Here is an 18863-nt window from a genome sequence, read left to right as displayed (position 1 = left end):
CGAGCTAGCTTATTTATTTCAAATTAAGCTATCAGTAAAATAATATTCTCATTTTGCTTAATTTCTCTAGATTTTCCTAAATATGCAAATTAGACATTAAATGAACTAATTAATGCAAAAATTTTCTTATACATTTGTTAAACGCTGTTTATAGGGAAAATGCCCCATCCTACCCCTATATAATCTCCAATATGGACTACAAAATTAATTGTCATGATAATATAGTGATAGAATTTTTCAGTTGATTAAAATAAGTCTTTTCTTATTCGCAGTTGCCTACGAGTAGGACCGAAGGGCAAGAAATATCTCTTGTATAGGTTAGTTGCTATACCGAAAATATATTCGATTTGGTTTTAAATAATTCGAGCCTTGTGGACTACAAGGCTCAACATATAAACTAAATTAGCTATTTAATTTTCAGGAAACAACATAGCATAGATTTCAAATAACTACCTAATACTCGCCACAACCTCTCGAGTTAAACGGCCTATTTCATTCCAATTTTGAGCTTTAATTAATGTACTTTCTACAAACCATGAACCACCACAAGCAATAACATTCGGAATTGATAAATAGTCCTGCAAGTTATTTAAATTAATCCCACCAGTTGGCATTACCTGGAGCATACTATACGGACCTAATAATGCTTTAATCATCCCTACACCGCCAGAAGCTTGGGCTGGAAAGAATTTAACTGTATCAATACCCATTTCTAATACCGCTTCAATTGCCATAGGGTTATTCACACCAGGTATAATTGGTAAATCTAAGTCCTGGCAAAGCTGTACAATTTTCGGATTAAAACTTGGAGTTACAATACAATCAACACCCGCCTTTTTGGCCTGTACAACTTGTTCTGTAGTCAAAACTGTTCCCGCAGCAATCAATATATCAGGTTTCCTCTCCCTCAATAGTTGAATCGCTTGCACGGCAGCTGTAGAGCGAAAAGTAATTTCAACAACAGGTAAGCCATTATTTACTAATGTTTCAGCTAAAGGAATAATATCTTCAGCCTGTTCTAAAGCAATGACAGGAATGATACGTAACTGGCGTAATTTTTCTATTAATTGCACATGGTTATAACGCATCTTATCTCCTTACGATCAAGCATTTTGTTCAAAAGTACGAATTTTTGTAAAGGCATCCGTTAAGTCAGAAGCGAAATTAATTCTTTGAATCTCCGTGACTGTATTAGATTTTACAATCATACGTAATGGTTGGAATTGCATATTACACATATAAAGTTGTTGATGTGGTAACATATGTTGTACAAATCGAGTTAACGCATGAATTCCACCAGAATCCAACACTGTCACCGCATCACATTGCAACACTATATGGCGAATTTCATGATCAGTATGTACTGTTTTATCATGTAAATCAGCAAATAAATTATCTGCAGCAGCAAAAAAGAGCGGTCCACTGATACGATAAACTAATACATCATTTAAATCTTCTGGATGTGTTATTTCTATCGACTTCGTCATTTCAGCAATAGTACGAATAAATAATAAACTCGCTAATAACACACCTACAGTAATCGCAATAACCATATCAAAAATCACAGTGAGCACTAAGCAAGTCAATAAAACTGCAATTTCATTGCGCCCTGAACGACGAACTAATTGAATAATCTGCTGCACATTGGCCATATTCCATGCTACTACTAATAACAGAGCTGCCATAGAAGATAAAGGTAAATAAGACAATGCCTTAGCGAAAAAGAGTAATGCGAATAAGACCATCAATGCATGCACAATACTTGCAATTGGTGAGACCGCGCCTGCTTTGACATTAGCAACGGAACGTGCGATCGCAGCAGTCGCAGTAATACCACCTAAAAATGGCGCAGTAATATTGCCTAGACCTTGTGCTAATAATTCATCATTGGAGTGGTGCTTCGTATCTGTCATATTGTCTAAAATGACAGCACACAATAAGGATTCAATCGCACCTAATACAGCCATTGAAAACGCAGCAGGTAGCAATGCTTGTATCGTATCCAAATTCCACTCAATTAGCTTGCCTTGTGCATTGGGAATCGACCAAGGTAGAATGAATTCAGGTAGTGTATTTGGAATCCCAAATCCCATAGAACCATCAGGCAAAGTATATTGGAAGGCCGATCCAATCGTCGCTACATCATAATCGAAAGAAATAAAGATCAAAGATAAAAAAGTCGCTAAAATGACCGCAGGTAAATGCCCAGGAATGGGTAAACGAAGCTTATGCCACTGTGTTAACACAAATAAAGTGAGTACACCGACTGTAGCATCTGCCCAATTGATAGTAGGCAAAGCCATCACTAGTGTTTGTACTTTTTCAATATAATGTGCTGGCATTTCATCAATAGCTAGACCAAGAAAATCTTTAATCTGTAATGTCGCAATCACAATCCCAATGCCACAAGTAAAACCTAAGGTCACAGGCAATGGGATGTATTCAATTAAACGCCCTAGCCGAAACAACGCCATCAAGACTAAAATAATACCAGACAACAATGTCGCCATTAATAATCCAGAAAGACCAAATTGTTGAGTCACTGGATACAAAATAACAACAAATGCAGCTGTTGGTCCCGAAACATTAAAACGAGAACCGCCAGTTAATGCAATAAGCATACCTGCGACAATTGCAGTATATAATCCATGTTGTGGCGCTACCCCACTTGCAATTGCTAATGCCATAGATAATGGAATAGCAATTACTCCCACAGTTAATCCTGCGATAATATCCTTAATTAGAGATTGACGAGTATAACCAACACGAAAACTATCTTTTAATGCACTAAAAGGCTTAACTGCCAAAAAGACATTTTTGCTGAGAAACCATTTCTTCAACATATCACATAAGACCTGAAACTAAGAAAATAAGATTGCTTATTTTATCGCAAATCGTGGATAACTTTCATGCGTTAACGCAAAAAATACTTGACTAAATTACGTTAAATTTTTATAGTGCACAGCCTATTCAGAATGGTGAGATGTCCGAGTGGTTGAAGGAGCACGCCTGGAAAGCGTGTATGTGCGAAAGTGCATCGAGGGTTCGAATCCCTCTCTCACCGCCATTTCAAGTTTAAAAAACATCCAAAATAGACCGCACTTAAACTCATTTAACGTGATGCTAAATGCCCATACCGATACTGAACTCCAACGAAAAATAATAAGCTAATAATAGCTAAACTCGCACCAACAAAGCCAATGTTTGGTAAGCCTAGATATAGCATAACTTGATTACCAAGTAATGCACCACTACCGATACCTATATTATAAATACCAGAATAAATAGCCATAGCAACATCAGTCGCATCAGGTGCTAAATGTAGAACACGAATTTGCAAACCTAATCCGATCCCAGAAATACCAATCCCCCACAGGAATATCAGTAAAAACATAGTCCAGTTATAGTGGCTCGATAATAGCAAAAAGAGTAATGTCATACTCAGAATAACAATAGAAGTCAGAATAAAACGTATAGGTCCAGTATTATAATAACGATTAAACAACAAACTTGCTGTAATACCAGATAAACCAAAAACAAATAACATCATTGTTGTCATAGTATTACTCATATGACTAATTTCTAACATGAAGGGCTCAATATAACTGTATGCTGTAAAATGAGCAGTAATCACTAGCGCAGTTAATAGATATAGCCCCACAAGCAATGGTCGTTTAAATAAACTAGGGATACTACTTAATGAGCCTGCATTTTTACTTGGTAAATAAGGAAGTAAGAGATAAAACAAAACTAAAATGATTGTTGCTATTAAAGCAATAATACCAAATGTAGCACGCCAACCGAATAACTGCCCAATTATTCTCCCTAATGGTAATCCTAGGATCATCGCGAGTGAACAACCAATAGCAATTAATCCTATTGCTTGTGCTTTTTTATCTTTCGGTGCAACTCGAATCGCCAAAGAAGCAGTAATTGCCCAAAATACAGAATGTGCTATTGCTACGCCTGCTCTTGCTATAACTAATATCCAAAAATTCCATGCAATTACTGATAAAATATGACTAATAATAAATAAAATAAGTAACTTAATTAATAAACTTTTTCGCTCTAATTTTGCTGTTAATAACATAAAAGGCAAAGACATTAACGAAACAATCCAAGCATAAACAGTAATCATTAAACCTGTTTGAGAAACAGGAATAGCAAAACTTTGTGCAATATCAGATAGTAAAGCAACAGGAATAAACTCTGTGGTATTAAAAATAAATCCTGCAAAAGCTAAACTGAGCACCCGAGCGAATTGGCGACGACGTACCGCTTGAAATGGCAACATAAATTACTTAAATTTTTCTTTGAGTAGATCTTTTAACTGATGACGTAAATGCTGATTAACTTCCACTTTATATTGTGGTGAATAGCAGTGGTCAAAAAAACGAATTGGCAGTTTAAATTGCTGATATTGCGGATAAGTCAATCCTAAATTTAATACTATTTCACATTGCATATTGGTTAAATTAATATCTCCTTTTCCTTCTACAGCTAACTTATCACTAATAAATGTGAATTGCTTTAATAATAACTGTCTTGTATCCCAGCTAAAACGTGAACGTAAATTCTGAAAAGAGGTAGTTAACGCTTTCTCTTTTAAACGCTGTTCGTCATAGTTAATCGGTAAATATCTTGCGACTAAAGCAAGTAAATTAATCCCTTTAAATTGTCCTTCTGGAATATCCATTTCTATATGCCCAGACTGAACTTTATTATTTTGCAAAATGACTTCACCAGAAGCATCCATATAACCTGTAAATAGTTGAGGTAAACTAAGCACATTTTGCCATGATGCTAATGCAATATTTTTACCTGTAAAAACGGCCTGCTGGTTTTCTCCAAGGTTTTTAATACTAAAGCTGACTTGTAACTCCGGGTGATTATCTAAATAAGCGACTTGGGAAGAAAACAATGAGCTCTCTTTACTTTTCGAGAAAGTGGCATTAACAAAAGCAAAGTCCTCACCATTAATTTTGCAATAATCTAATACCACTTTAAACTCTGTTTCCGACAATTGCTGAATAACACCTTTTTGCACAGATATTTGTAACTGTTTTGTATTAAATAAAGTAGGGTGCTCAAAAGTCATTTTTAAATGAGTATTCGCGAAACGGATTTGTTTCTCATCAATAAAAAATTCACCAATAACTTCACCATTCACATTTTTTAAATCTGGCTCAACTTGTCCTGAATACCAAAACTGTGCTTGTTGAAAAGTAAATTGCTTTAGACTTTTTTGAGGATTCAATAAGGCAGTAACATCAAGTTCTAAATTTATTTTCTCTGCAAAAATAGACCGCTCTTTCTGCCCATACCATTTAACATTTGTTAATTCAAAGTAAGGTTGAGGGTAAAAATTAAGAGATAACTGATTGAAAGAGATATGACTATTATTTAAAGATTGAGCGAATATTGTTTTGACATGATTAATTTGCCAATACAAAGCGAGTAAAATCGCCAAGATTATTACAATACAACTCATGGCGATCTTCTTCCACATTTTATTTATCCTCGTTGATACGACTGGCTATTGCGCTTTGTTGGTTTTTATACTTTGCATTCTTACGGCTACTATAAGGGCGTGCTGCTGTACCACTTAAAATTTCGAAGCTTAACGCACCAATCACCATATTGGGACGTAACGCAAGTGGTAACTTACCCGAATTAAAAAATTCCAACACAATTTTACCTTCCCAACCTGGATCGATACGGTGTGCAGTGACATGAACCATCAATCCCAAACGTGCAAGTGAAGATCGACCATCTAACCAACCAATAATATTGGCAGGTAGTTTGACTGATTCTAATGTTGTAGCAAGTGCCAACTCACCTGGATGTAAGAAAAAAGCCTCATCATCAGCAATAATAATTTCCTCACTCATAACAGATTCAAGTTGTGCAGATACTTCTTCTTTTGGACCACTTAAATCGATATAAGGTGCTGAATGTTCTCGAAAAACACGAAAAGAATTACCTAAACGAACATCAATCGTTGCACCATTAATTTTTTCATTACTTGGGCGAGGATCTAGCGCAATAATACCATCATCTAAATAACGTTCGATATCAGTATCACATAATCTCATTATAGGCTCCTTTCAAACTAACGTTTTCCCAAAAGCTGTCGAATCTGGGCTTTTAGCATATTAATTGCAATCCTATTTTTCCCTCCACGAGGTATAACAATATCAGCATATTGCTTAGATGGTTCAATAAATTGTAAAAACATAGGACGCACAGTTTTACGGTATTGTTCTACAACAGATTCCAAACTTCTACCACGCTCTTTCATATCACGTTGTAAACGACGAATAAAACAAATATCTAGTGGTGTATCTACAAAAACAGAAACACTCACTTCATCCCGTACTTTTTCATCAGTTAGCAATAAAATGCCTTCTAATATAATCACTTTCTTAGGTTCAAAATGGATGATTTTATCAGTTCGAGTATGTTCAACGTAGCTATAAACAGGAATGTCAACGGGTTGGCCAGATTTGAGGGTTTTAAGGTGTTCAATTAATAAACTTCTATCCATCGAATTGGGGTGATCATAATTGGTTTTAATCCGTTCTTCCATATCTAAATGGCTTTGATCTTTATAATATGAATCCTCTGAAATAATACCAATTTCTTCGCAACCTAACTCATCACAAAGCTCTCGATGAACAGTTGAGGCAATTAAACTTTTTCCAGAAGCCGAGGCTCCAGCAATTGCAATAATAATACAAGATGATGTTGATGAGTTTAACATAATAAGTAACCTAAAAGAGCTGTTGAATTGATCAATAGATTATAAATAAAAAAAGAACATTTTAATAGCCACAACTCAGCCATACAATTAAGAAAGTTGAGATTTTATACATTCTCGTTAATTTGGAGTAAATGATCTCTATTTTGTGATAACTCTCACGGTATTCTCTCTTTATTTAAGATAGGATAAATCACCAATACTTTATAAAAGTCATTATAAAACACCATCCTATAAAAAGAGGTACTCAATATGAAATTCAAATCACTTGCTTTAGCTATTTCAACTGCACTTTTAACCGCGGGATTAATGACATCATCTGCATTAGCTAAAGGACGTTTAGTCGTTTACTGTAGTGCAACTAATGAAATGTGTGAAGCTGAAATTAAAGCTTTCGGCGATAAGCATGATGTTAAAACTTCATTTATTCGTAATGGTTCTGGTAGTACTTTTGCAAAAATTGAAGCTGAAAAAAATAATCCGCAAGCAGATGTTTGGTATGGTGGGACTTTTGACCCACAGTCTCAAGCAGGTGAATTAGGTTTGCTTCATGCTTACCGCTCACCGAATATTGACCAAATTGTACCGCGCTTCCAAGATCCAGCAAAAGTCAAAGGGAACTATACATCTGCCATTTACATGGGTATTTTAGGCTTTGGTGTCAACACTGAACGTTTAAAAAAATTAGGCATTAATGAAGTCCCTAAATGTTGGAAAGATTTAACAGATCCTCGTTTAAAAAACGAAATCCAAATTGCTGACCCACAAAGCTCTGGCACAGCCTATACAGCAATAGCTACGTTTGTTCAACTTTGGGGAGAAGATGCAGCATTTGATTACTTCAAACAATTACATCCAAATATTTCTCAATATACTAAGTCAGGGATTACGCCATCAAATAATACTGCACGTGGTGAAACCACTATCGGTATTGGTTTCTTACATGATTATGCACTACAAAAACAACAAGGTGCGCCTATTGAAATGATTGTACCTTGTGAAGGAACAGGCTATGAACTCGGTGGTGTCAGTATCTTAAAAGGTTCTCGTAACTTAGAAAATGCAAAACTCTTTGTAGATTGGGTGCTATCAAAAGAGGGACAAGAGCTGGCTTGGCAAAAAGGAAATAGTTTACAAATTTTAACAAATACAACTGCACAGCAATCACCAACTGCATTTGATCCAACAACACTAAATCTAATCAACTATGATTTTGAAAAATATGGTGCAGCTGATGAACGTAAACGTTTAATCGGTAAATGGGTTGAAAATATTAAACTATCTAAATAATTAAGTTCAGAGAGGGCAACTTATGAAAGTGAAAAAAATTGCCCTGTCAAGCATATTACTAGCGGGATTTACCGCTGGTAATATAGCGATGGCAGAAGGAAGACTTGTTGTTTATTGCAGTGCACAAAATATTGTTTGTGAAAAGGCTGTTCAGGGCTTTGCTGAAAAATATGATGTAAAAACCTCTTTCATTCGCAATAGTTCTGGTAGCACTCTAGCTAAAATAGAGGCTGAAAAAAATAATCCACAAGCAGATGTATGGTATGGTGGTCCTTTTGATACACACCTCCAAGCTGTAGAGTTAGGGTTATTGACTCCTTATAAATCACCCAAACTCGCTGAAGTGATGCCACAGTTTCAAACATTAGGAGATGGAAATAGTTCTATTGTCTATATGGGAGTTTTAGGTTTTGGAGTAAATACCGAACGATTAAAAAAACTCGGTATTAATGAAGTACCGAAATGTTGGAAAGACTTACTTGATCCTCGCTTAAAAAATGAAATTCAAATAGCAGATCCACAAAGCTCAGGTACTGCATATACTGCTATTGCAACTTTCGTACAACTTTGGGGAGAAGACGCTGCCTTTAATTATTTAAAAGAAATTGATCAATATATTTCCCAATATCCAAAAGCAGGTACTGCACCATCACGTAATACTGCTCGAGGTGAAACGACAGTAGGGATAGGTTTCTTGCAAAATTACTCTTTTGAAAAAGAAAATGGCGCACCAATAGAGATTATTGTTCCTTGCGAGGGAACAGGTTATGAACTTGGTGGAATTAGTGTTATTAAAAACGCACGCAATTTGAAAAATGCACAGCTTTTTGCTGATTGGGTAATGTCTAAAGAGGCACAAGAGTTGTCCTGGAAAGAAGCTCAATCACACCATGTACCTACAAATGTCAACGCTGAACCATCGCCTTATGCCCTAAAACCAAAGGATCTCAACTTAATTAATTATGACTTTGATAAATTTGGTTCAAACGAAATGCGTGCTCGCCTCATTAATAAATGGGTCGACAAAATCAAACTGAATAAATAGGAGAAAGCATGATAACTTTCAAAACGTCGGTGATATCAACCGCACTTGTATTAAGTGGTGCTTTAGTTTCATTCAATAGCCTAGCAGAGGGGCGTTTAACCGTTTATTGCAGTGCACAAAACACCATGTGTGAACAAGAAGTGGAAGCCTTTGGCAAGAAATACGATGTTAAAGTCAGCCATATTCGTGCGGGAACAGGGAGTATCTTAGCAAGAATTGATGCAGAAAAAGCGAATCCACAAGGTGATGTATGGTATGGAGGAACACTTGATCCACATTCACAAGCTGGAGAAATGGGATTACTTAGTGCATATAAATCACCTAACTTACAATATATACCAGATGAACTCAAAGACCCAGCTAAAATAAAGGGGAACTATACTTCAGCTATTTATTTAGGTGTACTTGGTTTTGGAGTGAATACCGAACGTCTAGCTAAACTTAATATTCCCGTGCCAAAATGTTGGAAGGACTTAACAGATCCTCGTTTGAAAAATGAAATTCAAGCAGCCGATCCACAAAGTTCGGGAACAGCTTATACTGCACTTGCGACATTTATTCAACTTTGGGGGGAGGAAAAAGCCTTTGATTATTTGAAAGCCCTACATAAAAATGTATCGCAATACACTAAATCGGGTAATACAGCCACACGCAATACAGCACGTGGTGAAGCATCAATTGGCATTGGCTTCTTACATGAACATTCTATTGAAAAAGAAAAAGGCGCACCAGTAGAATTAATTGTTCCATGTGAAGGAACAGGCTATGAAATTGGTGGAGTAAGCATCATTAAAGGTGCGCGAAACCCTGAAAATGCAAAATTATTCGTTGATTGGGCATTATCCAAAGAAGCTCAAGAACTATCTTGGCAAAAAGGGGAAACACACCAAATTCTCACTAATAATCAAGCTAAACAATCACCTTATTCTCTCGACTTCAAATCTATCAATTTGATTGATTATGATTTTGATAAATATGGTGCAGTAGAAGAACGTAAACGCTTAATAAAAAAATGGGTGGATGACGTTAAATTAGCAAAATAAAGCATGAACTCTTGTTTTGCTTTTTTAAAAAATATTAAAGTATTCTTAAAAAAGAAGATACTATAATATTAGTTAATCAAATTTTAAATAATTTAATCATTTTGTCATTCAATAGAAAAATCACTATTGAATGACTTATTACTGCTTAATTAGAGGTTTTTTATGGAGCAGAAAAAAATATTTTCTTTTAACTCTTCTATGCTTTGGGTACTTTTAGCATTACTTGGATTTGCTTTATTACCATCAAAAGCATTAGATTATGGTCTATGGGAATCTACATCAGATGAACTCTTAGAAGCTATGGGTTGGTATAATTTCAACCTAAGTTGGGCATGGTTTTTGCCTATGTTAGTATTTCCATTACTCTCTTTCTTTTTACCACATTCAGATACTCAACGAGCCAAAATAGAATTAGGATTTATTAGCGCAATTTTCCTCTTTGTTTTTGTTTCTGCGACAATAGGCAAATTTAGCCTCGGCTATTCCATCATTATTCTGATAGTTGCATTATTAGCATTAGCAACAAATGCTCTAGCGCGCTTAAAAATAATGCAAGGAGATAAATTTGTCATTGCTTCACTCATTGCTATTGTCATGACAATTTTCTTCTTTATCGTTTACCCGACTTTCGCTATCTTGCTTTCCATGTTTTTTGATAATGGGCAATTTGCACCGCAACAAGTGGTCGATATCGTACAACAACCTTATGTACTACGAGTCGTTGGAAATTCTTTAGCCGTTTCCTCAGTTGTTGGGGTGTTATCCACTATCTTTGGTTTAGCATTTGCTCTTTATACAACTCGTATTGCGAAACGTACCGCATTTATTGGTAAAATTTTCTCGATTTTACCAATTGTTACACCACCATTTGTTGTAGGCTTAGGTGTAACCTTAATGTTAGGTCGTTCTGGTTATGTCACTGCGTTTTTAGTGGAGTATTTAGGTTTTAATAGCAACTGGCTCTATGGATTTACAGGCATTGTCATTGCGCATACCCTCGCATTAACACCAATGTCATTTATGATCCTTGAGGGAGCCCTAAAATCTATTCATCCTTCAATTGAAGAAGCGGCTTACACATTACGTTCAAACCGTTACCAAGCATTTTTCCATATTATTTTTCCGTTATTAAAACCTGCATTGGCAAACTCTTTCTTAGTTGTCGTCATCCAATCTTTAGCAGATTTCAGTACACCACTTGTACTTGGCGGTAGCTTTGACGTAATTGCAACACAAATTTATTTCTATATTGCAGGCTCACAATTAGATTATGCATCAGCAAGTACATTAGGTACTATCTTATTGATGTTCTCACTCGCTATCTTCGTAATTCAATATCTTTGGATTGGCAAACGCTCTTATGTCACAGTATCAGGTAAGTCCTATCGTGGTGATGTACAAGAATTACCAAATGGCTTAAAAGCATTAATCGTGTTCTTCCTTAGCTTCTGGACATTATTTAACATTGTACTTTATGGCAGTATTTTCTATGGTAGCTTCACAGTAAACTGGGGGGTAGACTACACTCTAACCTTAAAAAATTATCAAATTTTATTTGGGCAAGGATTTAGTGATGGTGCTTGGCCTTCATTAATTCAAACTGTTATTTTTGCAGCAAGTGCAGCACCAGTCACTGCATTATTTGGTTTGTTAATTGCTTATATTACAGTACGGCGTGAGTTTAAAGGTAAAAAGACACTCGAGTTTTTAACTTTACTTTGCTTTGCAGTTCCAGGAACAGTTGCAGGAGTTTCTTATATTATTGCTTTTAACAGCGCACCAATTTACCTTACGGGTACAGCAATGATCATTATTCTTTCTATGGTCATGCGTAATATGCCTGTTGGTATGCGTGCTGCAATCGCGGGCCTAGGCCAATTAGATAAATCACTAGACGAGGCATCACTTTCACTAAAAGGCAGCTCTTTTAAAACTATCTGGTACATTGTCTTCCCATTACTGAAACCAGCATTATTATCTGCTTTAGTCACCAGTTTCGTCCGCTCTATGACAACAGTTAGTGCAATCATCTTCTTAGTGACAGCTGACACACGTGTTGCAACATCTTATATTTTAAATCGGGTAGAAGATGGTGAGTATGGTATTGCAATTGCGTATGGTTCAATTCTTATCGTTGTCATGATGGCAATTATCTTATTCTTTGACTGGATCGTAGGCGATACTCGCATTTCACGTTCTAAAGCAAAAAAAATGAATTAATTTTATAGGTAGTAAACTATGAGTAATAATGATTTCTTAGTATTAAAAAACATCACAAAAGCTTTTGGTAAAGCGGTCGTTATTGATGACTTAAACTTGAATATCAAACGTGGTACGATGGTCACATTATTAGGACCATCAGGTTGTGGTAAAACAACTGTATTACGTTTAGTCGCAGGTTTAGAAAGCCCAACCTCAGGACAGATTTTTATTGATGGTGAAGATGTCACTAAATCATCAATTCAAAATCGTGATATTTGTATTGTGTTCCAGTCTTATGCCTTGTTTCCACATATGTCCATTGGAGATAACGTTGGCTATGGTTTAAAAATGCAAGGTGTAAGCAAAGAAGAACGTACACAGCGTGTTAAAGAAGCACTTGAACTCGTTGATCTTGCTGGCTTTGAAGATCGCTATGTTGACCAAATCTCAGGAGGTCAGCAACAGCGTGTTGCTCTTGCTCGTGCACTTGTTCTGAAACCAAAAGTACTGCTTTTTGATGAACCGTTAAGTAACCTTGATGCAAATTTACGCCGTTCAATGCGCGAAAAAATTCGTGAGTTACAACAACGCTTAGGCATCACTTCACTTTATGTTACTCATGATCAAACTGAAGCATTTGCTGTTTCTGATGAAGTTATCGTGATGCATAAAGGGAAAATTATGCAAAAAGCACCTGCAAAAGAATTATATTTACGCCCAAATTCATTGTTCCTCGCTAACTTTATGGGTGAATCAAGTATCTTCAATGGGTCTGTTCAACAGGATCAAGTCACAGTAAATGGCTACCAATTCACGCTAGCAACAGCTTCACAATTTGGGCTGTCTGATGGTCCTTGTCTTGTTGGTGTGCGCCCAGAAGCAATCACACTAAAACAAACAGGTGAAGAAGCACAACGCTGCATAATCAAAAGCGCTGTTTATATGGGTAATCATTGGGAAATTGTTGCTACTTGGGGCGGGCAAGATTTATTGATCAATACAAACCCTGAGCAATTTAATCCTGAATTAACCGAAGCCTATGTTCATTTAGCAGAACATGGTGTCTTTTTACTGAAACAGGAGTAAATTGCTTTCTAGCAAAAAAGCAGATCAATGATCTGCTTTTTTATTTTCAATATTCAAAATAATTTAATATGTTACTGAATATACTTTAAATTTATTAGTTTTTGCTAATACTTGATGAGAACCAAAATGTTGATCTAATAAATCGGGATAAGGAAGAAATGCATTTGCTACAATACGTAACTCTCCACCTTGTTTCAAATGCCATTTTGCTTGCCCTATTAATTCAGTTACTACTCGATAAGCCGTATCAATGCCATCATGGAAAGGTGGATTTGAAATAATAAGATCAAATTTTCCTGTGATATGAGAAAATATATCACTTGCGACCACTTCGCCGTCTAGCTTATTCTCTACTAAAGTACGTTTAGCTGAAGCAAGCGCCGTTGCATGTATATCTGTCATCGTAATGTGTACTTTAGGATTGTGCTGTTTAATATAAGCACCAATCACTCCTGCACCACATCCCATATCTAATACATCACCACGAATTGTCTGCTCAAGAGTAGACAATAATAAATCTGTACCAACATCAAGCTCATTTGCACTAAAAACACCAGGTAGACTATAAATAGTTAGCCCATTTAACTTCATATGTTGATACGTTTTCCAATATTTTTCAAAAATAAAATTCACAGAATGTTTTAAACAAAAATGATATAACCCACAACGGCGAGCAGAATCAATTTTAGCAATCTCACCATAAGGCGCTAGTATTTTTTCTACTGAACGCACGCCACAACGATTTTCACCAATAATCAGTATTTCTTGTCCAACTGGTGCATTAGCGAGTAATTGCATCAACTGAAACTGTGCTTCTTGCTTATTTTTAGTCCAATAAAAAATGACTAAATCCGCTTGAGTATCTATTTCTAGGCAAAAATCCACAGTATGTTGTGTCTTAGCATAGTCGAAATACCAGCTCCATATTTTTACTGATTTCGCATTAATTTGTTGTGGGAAATCATCACTTATTCCACCAGCAAAAAGTACTGACTTATTATCAAAAAATGTAAGGTGGCGTTGTAGAACTTGGCTCTCAAGAGAAATCACGCTGTTAATCCTATCAGTTATTAGTTAAAATTGAACGCATTATAAAGGAAAAATGAATCGCAATGAAGAAATAGCATGACTAGACGAGATCTTCTATTACAAGAAATGGGAATAATCGAATGGCAATTACAGCATCCAGAACGATTAAGAGGAGTTGTCAATATTCATGTAGATGAAAATATTCGTTTAATTGTCATTACAGAAGCGGATTCTAAACAAGATAATATGCTTTTAGCAGATATACTACGCAGTTTAGAACTTAATGAGAGCCACTGCTTATTCATTAGTTTTGAGCAAGTACAACATCTAAAAACAACACATCATGCCACTTACTGGTTATTAAGTGATAATTCTGAAAAAATCGACCGCACTTTACCTTACTGTCAATCAGCTAGCGCTATTTGGCGGTCACCGACTTGGCACAAATTCAAACAAAGTAATCAAGCAAAACGTCAACTATGGCAACAAATTCAAGCGAGTACGTAATGCAAATTTCACCGATCGTTGAATCTGACTTTAATCACCTCTTTACTATTGAACAAGCTGCACATATTGTGCCTTGGTCAATAGGCATCTTAAAAAATAATCAAGGTGAGCGTTATCTTAATTTAAAGTTAATGAGTAATGAGCAAATTGTTGCATTTGTAATCTGCCAAACAATATTGGATGAGGCAACATTGTTTAATATTGCTGTTGATCCCAAATTTCAAGGACAAGGTTTCGGCAAACATCTACTAAATGAGTTAATCAAGGAACTAAAAGACAAGCACATTTCAACATTATGGCTTGAAGTAAGAGAATCTAATCTAGCAGCTAAAGCCTTATACGAAAAATTTGGTTTTAATGAAGTAGATATACGTAAAAATTATTACCCTACTGCCGATGGCAAACGTGAAAATGCAATTGTGATGGCTCTATATCTATAAATAATTAGAGAGAAAATAAAAATATTTACCACAATATTCGTAATTCATAAAGTATTATGGCAAGTATAGTCATAACTAAACTAGATGCTCAAGCATACACTGAAACCAATCTTGAGTACGTTGATTAATTTCTTTTAAGAAAGTATCACTAAATCGTTGTTGTGTTAGTACACGTTTCCAATAAACATCCCCCTGTACATACTCATCCCCTTCACCAATTTTACGCAACATAGTTAAAACTTTCTCAAAATCGACCGCGCTTTCATCATTAATAAGCTTTAAATAACTTTTAAGATTCACTGTTGGGACAAGTTGTAACTGTTGATAACCTTTGATATAACTCTCTATATAAATTTGTAATTGATTTAATGCCTGTGTACTGATACTCATTGAAGCATTTGCTATTAAAGGCTTAAATGATTTCTGCTCATCTTTACCATAACAAATAGGAGGAACAACTTCTTTATCCTCAGCCACGACACATTGTGCAAGATAATAAATCCATGCCTCAATTAAATGTTTATCTTTGATACTTCCTACATGCCAAGTCACACGATGATTATCATATATTCGATCTATATTACCGATTAAACGAACTTTTCTCTGGTTAATGGATAACACAATATCAAATGGTAATACTTGCTGCTCTTGTGATAAATAAATCGCAATCGTGTCTTTTAAAAGTCGAATATCTTCTTCGTGTTGATACTCATAAATTTGAGCAAACTCGCCTCGCGGTAAAATACCTTTAACTTTTAACTGAGTAAAGAAAGACTCAATTTCCTGATCAGGATAGTTCAAGAGTGCTTCATTAATACGATATTTAGTTAAACCATCTAAAGTAAAATTTTCACTCTCAGCAATAACATCCTCTTGTTGAGCGAAATGTACACCCAAACGGCGTTTGAAGAAAAATTCTACGGGATGTTGTACAAAAGCAATCAAATCAGATAAGTTAATCTCTAACTCCTCTTCTATTAGGCTATGAGAAATAGGCTGTATAAAATCTTCATCTACTCTATTTTTCTGTGGTATCGCAAGAGGTAGCCACTGTTTTGCAAAAGATGGATTTGGCGATTTAAAGTTTTTAGGGCTAAAAGCAGTCATCGGATGTTGGCTGATTAAAACTGATTTCCAATCCACCTCATTTTCTGAAAATAACTTATCAGCTAAATAATCAAGCAACTGGCTCACTAAAACAGAGGGCTGTTTTTCTTGATTATCAATAATTGATCGCCCAATAAAACTCACATAAAAATAATCCTGTGCCGATAGCAATGCTTCAAGAAATAAATAACAATCATCATCACGACGAAAACGATCTCCTTTACGACGATCATATTGCATTAAATCAAAGCTATTTGGTGTTTGCTGACGAGGGTATTCCCCATCATTCATCCCTAATAAGCAAACAACTTTGAAAGGGATAGAGCGCATAGGTAATAAAGTACAAAAATTCACTTTACCTGCTAAAAAACGCATAGTATTAGGATCATTTTCTAAAAGTGTACCCAATGCTTCTGCGATAACATCTATACTGATTGCTTCTTCAAAATCAGTTTTTTGAACCTCTTCAACAAGCTGGCCAATCTGCTGTTGAATATAAAGTAAAGTCGATATATTACTTTCATTTCTCTCAAAAAAATCAGATAGAAGATTATTCAAACTCTTATGCCATTGCTCAATAGGCTGTGCTATTTGAATACAATGTGTCCATTGTACTAAAACATCTACGAACTCAGCTAAACGACCAGTCAATTGACCTTGTAAACCATAACTACTATCAAAACCAAGGTTATCTTGCCAGAGACCATTCTCTTCACGCATGGCGTAACCTAAAATCATCCTTTCTAAACCAGCTTGCCATGCATTGTAATTTTTCTGTTGCTCACCATTATGTTTTTCTAAACCAAAACGAATGCCAGAATTTATAACCCAGTGTCGAATTTGCTCTAAATCAGATAATTCAATATTAAATTTAGCACGAATTGCTGGGACATCTAATAAAGCGAGTATTTCTTCAGCGCTAAACTGACTCTCCTTAATATTTAACAAATGAATAAAATTGGCGATTAACACATCACTTTCTGATAACTTATTATCTGAAATTGAAAATGGAATAGCTGCATTACTTTCATTATATTGCTGCCCAAATACTGCCTGAATGTAAGGGGTATATTTATCAATATCAGCCACCATAACAACAATGTCTTTAGGCGTTAATTCTGGATTTAGTTGGAATAAATGTAGTAAATAATCTTGTAATACCTCAACTTCACGCATCGCACTATGGCAAGAATGAAAAGTTAAAGTGCGGTCATTTTCTGTTAAATTTAATCGAGTATGTCTATCTAAATGGAGGATGCGTGCTTGAACTTGCGATAATAAAGTGGGAGATGAGAGCTCGGTATATGCTTCAATACTACGGACATTATCATTCTGTTCTAATTCAGTTAATAAATATAAAAAATCACGTCCTAGCTTTCCCCAACTTGAAAGTAACGGGTGTCCTTCTAGCAATTTTTCATTTTCATAACTCACTTCAAATGCAGATTCAAACTCTGGAGGCAATACAGGTTTAACCCGATTAAAAGAATAAGATACACGTTGTAATTGGGCTAAATTTTGCATAAAACGAGTATCAATTAAATCTCCCCAATACTCTCGACAACCATTAGTAAAGAATAAATGTACTGTACAATGTTGACTTATCGCATATAAAGTATCTAAATAACCTTTAGGCAAAGCAGAAATACCAAAAACAAAAATGCGGTCAGGTAAATTTACCAGCTGATTTTTCTGTAAAAATTGCAAAAATTGACTTTGTAAATTAGCACGATGAAGAGGAAAGTTACTTTCACTCTGCTTTTGAATATCCATAACTAAAGCTCGCCATAAAATAGCTTGCCAAGTAATATCTTTTTCAAGTTGTTTAAAAATTGCTTTATTTTTAGACGTAGAAAGCAGTCTAAATTGCTTGATAACCTCTAGTTCTTCCTCATTTTCCCAGTGTCTAATCCAATCAGGACGATAAACTAAATATTGGTCAAATAAATCAGCAATTTTGTGTGCGACTTGGTATAATTTTTGTTGCTCAGTTTGCGTTGAAGAAGATACATAATGACGTAATGGCTCAAACTCAGCTTGAGTTAAATAAGTTGGAATTAAACGCATTAAGCGCCATGTCATTGATGCTTTGTGAAATGCAGTTTGACTATCTACATCAGGCAAATTATCTACATATTGTCGCCAAATAAAGCTTGCAGGCATAGGAAAATTAATATTAGCAGCAATTCCTTTTTGCTCAGCAATTTTCCACTGTAACCACTGAGCCATACCTGGACTTTGCACTAAAATAGTTTCTGATTGAAAAGGATCCTCTAACTTTTCTTCCATTAAACTCAATAGAATATTTTTTTGTACATCAAGATCATTCGAATAGTAAATATTAAACACAGGAA

General features: G+C 35.4%; 15 protein-coding genes and 1 tRNA gene. 8 read left to right on the top strand and 8 right to left on the bottom strand.

What is annotated here, in order from left to right:
- Positions 1-449 precede the first annotated feature (449 nt).
- Together DYE19_RS01900 and dauA are read right to left on the bottom strand one after the other, a co-directional pair.
- The gene (locus DYE19_RS01900) at positions 450-1088 is read right to left on the bottom strand and encodes a bifunctional 4-hydroxy-2-oxoglutarate aldolase/2-dehydro-3-deoxy-phosphogluconate aldolase (protein WP_115322419.1); all 639 of its coding nucleotides are present in this window, start codon (positions 1086-1088) and stop codon (positions 450-452) included.
- Positions 1089-1103: 15 nt separating this feature from the next.
- Complete coding sequence (gene dauA, locus DYE19_RS01895; protein ID WP_115322418.1) at positions 1104-2843, bottom strand: C4-dicarboxylic acid transporter DauA; 1740 nt, start codon at positions 2841-2843, stop codon at positions 1104-1106.
- Between the two features lie 134 nt (positions 2844-2977).
- Here dauA and DYE19_RS01890 point away from each other — a divergent pair.
- Positions 2978-3067: transfer RNA gene (locus DYE19_RS01890), tRNA-Ser, on the top strand.
- Positions 3068-3112: 45 nt separating this feature from the next.
- Here the strand turns inward: DYE19_RS01890 and DYE19_RS01885 are convergent.
- Genes DYE19_RS01885 through udk form a run of 4 tightly spaced genes read right to left on the bottom strand, consistent with a single transcriptional unit; the run spans position 3113 to position 6763 of the window.
- Positions 3113-4294 (bottom strand): sugar transporter, encoded by a 1182-nt coding sequence (locus DYE19_RS01885; protein ID WP_115322417.1) that lies wholly within the window; start codon positions 4292-4294, stop codon positions 3113-3115.
- 3 nt (positions 4295-4297) lie between these two features.
- A complete protein-coding gene (locus DYE19_RS01880) occupies positions 4298-5509 on the bottom strand; it encodes a hypothetical protein (protein WP_115322416.1) in 1212 nt (403 codons plus the stop codon).
- Between the two features lies 1 nt (position 5510).
- On the bottom strand, positions 5511-6095 hold the full coding sequence (gene dcd, locus DYE19_RS01875; RefSeq protein WP_049216384.1) for a dCTP deaminase: 585 nt from the start codon (positions 6093-6095) through the stop codon (positions 5511-5513).
- A gap of 17 nt (positions 6096-6112) precedes the next feature.
- Positions 6113-6763: a uridine kinase gene (udk, locus tag DYE19_RS01870; RefSeq protein ID WP_049216385.1), complete on the bottom strand. Its 651-nt coding sequence runs from the start codon at positions 6761-6763 to the stop codon at positions 6113-6115.
- A gap of 249 nt (positions 6764-7012) precedes the next feature.
- Here udk and DYE19_RS01865 point away from each other — a divergent pair, with 249 nt between their 5' ends.
- The 5 genes from DYE19_RS01865 (at position 7013) to fbpC (ending at position 13426) form a co-directional block, all read left to right on the top strand.
- Positions 7013-8050, top strand: a complete 1038-nt coding sequence (locus DYE19_RS01865) for an ABC transporter substrate-binding protein (protein ID WP_049216386.1) — start codon at positions 7013-7015, stop codon at positions 8048-8050.
- A gap of 22 nt (positions 8051-8072) precedes the next feature.
- Positions 8073-9095 carry an ABC transporter substrate-binding protein gene (locus DYE19_RS01860; protein ID WP_115322415.1) on the top strand — a complete coding sequence of 341 codons (1023 nt, stop codon included), beginning with the start codon at positions 8073-8075 and terminating at the stop codon, positions 9093-9095.
- An 8-nt stretch (positions 9096-9103) separates the two neighbouring features.
- The gene (locus DYE19_RS01855) at positions 9104-10138 is read left to right on the top strand and encodes an ABC transporter substrate-binding protein (protein WP_049216388.1); all 1035 of its coding nucleotides are present in this window, start codon (positions 9104-9106) and stop codon (positions 10136-10138) included.
- 162 nt (positions 10139-10300) lie between these two features.
- Positions 10301-12358 carry an ABC transporter permease gene (locus DYE19_RS01850; protein WP_115322414.1) on the top strand — a complete coding sequence of 686 codons (2058 nt, stop codon included), beginning with the start codon at positions 10301-10303 and terminating at the stop codon, positions 12356-12358.
- Positions 12359-12376: 18 nt separating this feature from the next.
- Complete coding sequence (gene fbpC / locus DYE19_RS01845; protein WP_049216390.1) at positions 12377-13426, top strand: ferric ABC transporter ATP-binding protein; 1050 nt, start codon at positions 12377-12379, stop codon at positions 13424-13426.
- A gap of 63 nt (positions 13427-13489) precedes the next feature.
- On the opposite strand, the gene rsmC is transcribed toward fbpC, so the two are convergent.
- The gene (gene rsmC, locus DYE19_RS01840; RefSeq protein ID WP_115322413.1) at positions 13490-14476 is read right to left on the bottom strand and encodes a 16S rRNA (guanine(1207)-N(2))-methyltransferase RsmC; all 987 of its coding nucleotides are present in this window, start codon (positions 14474-14476) and stop codon (positions 13490-13492) included.
- 75 nt (positions 14477-14551) lie between these two features.
- Between rsmC and DYE19_RS01835 the strand changes: the two genes are divergently transcribed.
- The gene (locus tag DYE19_RS01835) at positions 14552-14962 is read left to right on the top strand and encodes a DNA polymerase III subunit psi (RefSeq protein WP_049216392.1); all 411 of its coding nucleotides are present in this window, start codon (positions 14552-14554) and stop codon (positions 14960-14962) included.
- On the top strand, positions 14962-15402 hold the full coding sequence (gene rimI, locus DYE19_RS01830) for a ribosomal protein S18-alanine N-acetyltransferase (RefSeq protein ID WP_255313060.1): 441 nt from the start codon (positions 14962-14964) through the stop codon (positions 15400-15402). Before DYE19_RS01835 ends, rimI begins: the two co-directional genes overlap by 1 nt.
- Positions 15403-15477: 75 nt before the next feature.
- Here the strand turns inward: rimI and recC are convergent, their stop codons facing one another.
- Positions 15478-18858, bottom strand: coding sequence for an exodeoxyribonuclease V subunit gamma (gene recC, locus DYE19_RS01825; protein ID WP_115322411.1), 3381 nt, complete (start codon positions 18856-18858; stop codon positions 15478-15480).
- Positions 18859-18863: the final 5 nt, after the last annotated feature.

The sequence above is a fragment of the Pasteurella canis genome, from assembly GCF_900454865.1.
Lineage (GTDB): Bacteria > Pseudomonadota > Gammaproteobacteria > Enterobacterales > Pasteurellaceae > Pasteurella > Pasteurella canis.
Note: the sequence above shows the minus strand (reverse complement) of the source record. Positions and strands in the feature narration are given on the sequence as shown.

What these genes read in the sequence shown, in the direction of transcription:
- DYE19_RS01900 (WP_115322419.1), bottom strand. Translation starts at nt 1,088, where the DNA reads ATGCGTTATAACCATGTGCAATTAATAGAAAAATTACGCCAGTTACGT.
- dauA (WP_115322418.1), bottom strand. Translation starts at nt 2,843, where the DNA reads ATGTTGAAGAAATGGTTTCTCAGCAAAAATGTCTTTTTGGCAGTTAAG.
- DYE19_RS01885 (WP_115322417.1), bottom strand. Translation starts at nt 4,294, where the DNA reads ATGTTGCCATTTCAAGCGGTACGTCGTCGCCAATTCGCTCGGGTGCTC.
- DYE19_RS01880 (WP_115322416.1), bottom strand. Translation starts at nt 5,509, where the DNA reads ATGTGGAAGAAGATCGCCATGAGTTGTATTGTAATAATCTTGGCGATT.
- dcd (WP_049216384.1), bottom strand. Translation starts at nt 6,095, where the DNA reads ATGAGATTATGTGATACTGATATCGAACGTTATTTAGATGATGGTATT.
- udk (WP_049216385.1), bottom strand. Translation starts at nt 6,763, where the DNA reads ATGTTAAACTCATCAACATCATCTTGTATTATTATTGCAATTGCTGGA.
- DYE19_RS01865 (WP_049216386.1), top strand. Translation starts at nt 7,013, where the DNA reads ATGAAATTCAAATCACTTGCTTTAGCTATTTCAACTGCACTTTTAACC.
- DYE19_RS01860 (WP_115322415.1), top strand. Translation starts at nt 8,073, where the DNA reads ATGAAAGTGAAAAAAATTGCCCTGTCAAGCATATTACTAGCGGGATTT.
- DYE19_RS01855 (WP_049216388.1), top strand. Translation starts at nt 9,104, where the DNA reads ATGATAACTTTCAAAACGTCGGTGATATCAACCGCACTTGTATTAAGT.
- DYE19_RS01850 (WP_115322414.1), top strand. Translation starts at nt 10,301, where the DNA reads ATGGAGCAGAAAAAAATATTTTCTTTTAACTCTTCTATGCTTTGGGTA.
- fbpC (WP_049216390.1), top strand. Translation starts at nt 12,377, where the DNA reads ATGAGTAATAATGATTTCTTAGTATTAAAAAACATCACAAAAGCTTTT.
- DYE19_RS01835 (WP_049216392.1), top strand. Translation starts at nt 14,552, where the DNA reads ATGACTAGACGAGATCTTCTATTACAAGAAATGGGAATAATCGAATGG.
- rimI (WP_255313060.1), top strand. Translation starts at nt 14,962, where the DNA reads ATGCAAATTTCACCGATCGTTGAATCTGACTTTAATCACCTCTTTACT.